Origin of the sequence: Rubrivirga sp., from assembly GCF_049648075.1 — a bacterium.
In the GTDB taxonomy this organism is placed as follows: Bacteria; Bacteroidota; Rhodothermia; order Rhodothermales; family Rubricoccaceae; genus Rubrivirga.
Window position 1 is genome coordinate 1 of the sequence record NZ_JBARYR010000607.1, and the last position, 1,598, is coordinate 1,598.

The window sequence follows — 1,598 nt, forward strand, 5'->3', positions numbered from 1 at the left end:
CCGCGGGCGGAGAGGGGACGGAGACGGCCCTGTCCAAGTCTAGCTCCACCTCCTCGATGACGGCCTCCTCGACCTCGACGTAGTCGGGGACCTCGACCGGGGGCGGCAAGGCCGCCGGAGGCGGGGGCGGGGGTGGCAGGGTCTGGAGGGTTTGGTTGACCTCCTCGAGTTGAATCACCTCTTGGTCTCCGACGGCGATCACGGCCTCTGTCGCTTCGGGCAGCGGAACGGTGAACGCGGCGATGGTGACGACCAGCGCGATAACGAGACCGGCCTGACGGTGGATCGGGTACGCCCGCCGGAGGTCGGCGTGGGGGGCTTTGTGGATCGCCATAGGAGTGGGGCGGGACGTCAGCAACGTGGCACAAAGACCTCCGAGAGAGGTGCCGGGAGAGCCGCCGACGTGGCGTGCGGGACGCCCGGCACGGTCTGCCCGGGAGGGTCCAAGCGAGCCGCGGGGTCCCCCCCTACGGACCTCGAAAGCGCACGAGCAGAGGCCCTGAGACGCAAACCCGCTCGACGGAGGCGGAGTCCGTCATGCGCTAGCAGAAACTCGGACGGCGGGCCACGACCAGAAGCACCACCGCGGAGGCGCTCGCCGCCGACGACAGAGAAAGGGTGCTGCCCAAAGAGCCGACGTCGAAGGACGAGCCCGGAATACCACCGCGATGTGAGGGCGGCCCCCACAGATTTCTGCGCCGTTGGCCGTCGCACGCCTCCTCCCCTTCCGAGGTACCGTTTAGACACTTCCACCTCTCTCGCTATGACGCTCAACATGGGCCGCACCGACCGGACCTTCCGCCTCGCCGCCGCCGCCGTTCTCTTGCTCCTGGTCGTGTTCGTCACCGACGGCGCCCTCGACTGGGTGCTCGGCATCGTCGCGGTCGTCTTCGCCGCGACCGCGTTCGTCGGGACGTGCCCGGCGTACCTGCCGTTCGGGCTCTCGACCTTGAGGAAGTAGCCAGCGGACTCGAGGGCGGGCTGACCACGTCCTCGAGGACAATCACGAGAGACTACCGGCGCCGACCTCGAGGACGAGAGCCGCTACGTCTTGTAGACGTGGCGCACCGTGAGGACCGGGCACCGCGCGCGGCGCAGCGTGGCCTCGGCGACGCTGCCGAAGAGGGCCCGCGAGAGACCTCGGCGGCCGTGCGTCCCCATGACCACGGCGCCGGCCTCGAGGGCGGCCGCTCGAGCGACGACGCGCTCGGCCGGGTCGCCCTGGTCGATGTGGGCCGTGACGTCCTCGAGGCCGGCCGACGCCGCGAACGCCCGGAGGTCCTCCCTGGTGGGGGCCGCCCGGGGCGGGTCGGTGACGAAGGCCGCCGCCTTCAGGCTCCAGGCCGCCAGGAGCGCGGCGCGAGTCAGCCCGTCCTGGACGTAGACGACCTCGATGGGCGCGCCGTACAGCCGGGCCAGCCGGCCTCCGGTCTCGAGGGCGGAAGCGCTGTGGTCCGAGAAGTCGACGGGGACGAGGACGGGGTGCCGCTCGCTGGGCGTCCTCGACGGACCGTCGTTGGGGAGGATCAGGACGGGACAGGACACCCGGCGCAGGATCTCTTCGGCGACGCTCCCGGAGCGGAATCGCGCCACACCCG

At 71.1% G+C, this 1,598-nt stretch carries 2 protein-coding genes and 1 pseudogene; 1 reads left to right on the forward strand and 2 read right to left on the reverse strand.

What is annotated here, in order from left to right; translation table 11 throughout:
- Positions 1-334, reverse strand: a pseudogene (locus WBA11_RS16710) (energy transducer TonB); the annotation flags it as partial.
- Between the two features lie 429 nt (positions 335-763).
- Here WBA11_RS16710 and WBA11_RS16715 point away from each other — a divergent pair.
- Positions 764-961, forward strand: a complete 198-nt coding sequence (locus WBA11_RS16715; RefSeq protein ID WP_424521783.1) for a YgaP family membrane protein — start codon at positions 764-766, stop codon at positions 959-961.
- Between the two features lie 83 nt (positions 962-1,044).
- On the opposite strand, the gene WBA11_RS16720 is transcribed toward WBA11_RS16715, so the two are convergent.
- Positions 1,045-1,598: universal stress protein (locus WBA11_RS16720; protein ID WP_424521784.1), on the reverse strand; the 554-nt coding region annotated here is incomplete at its 5' end.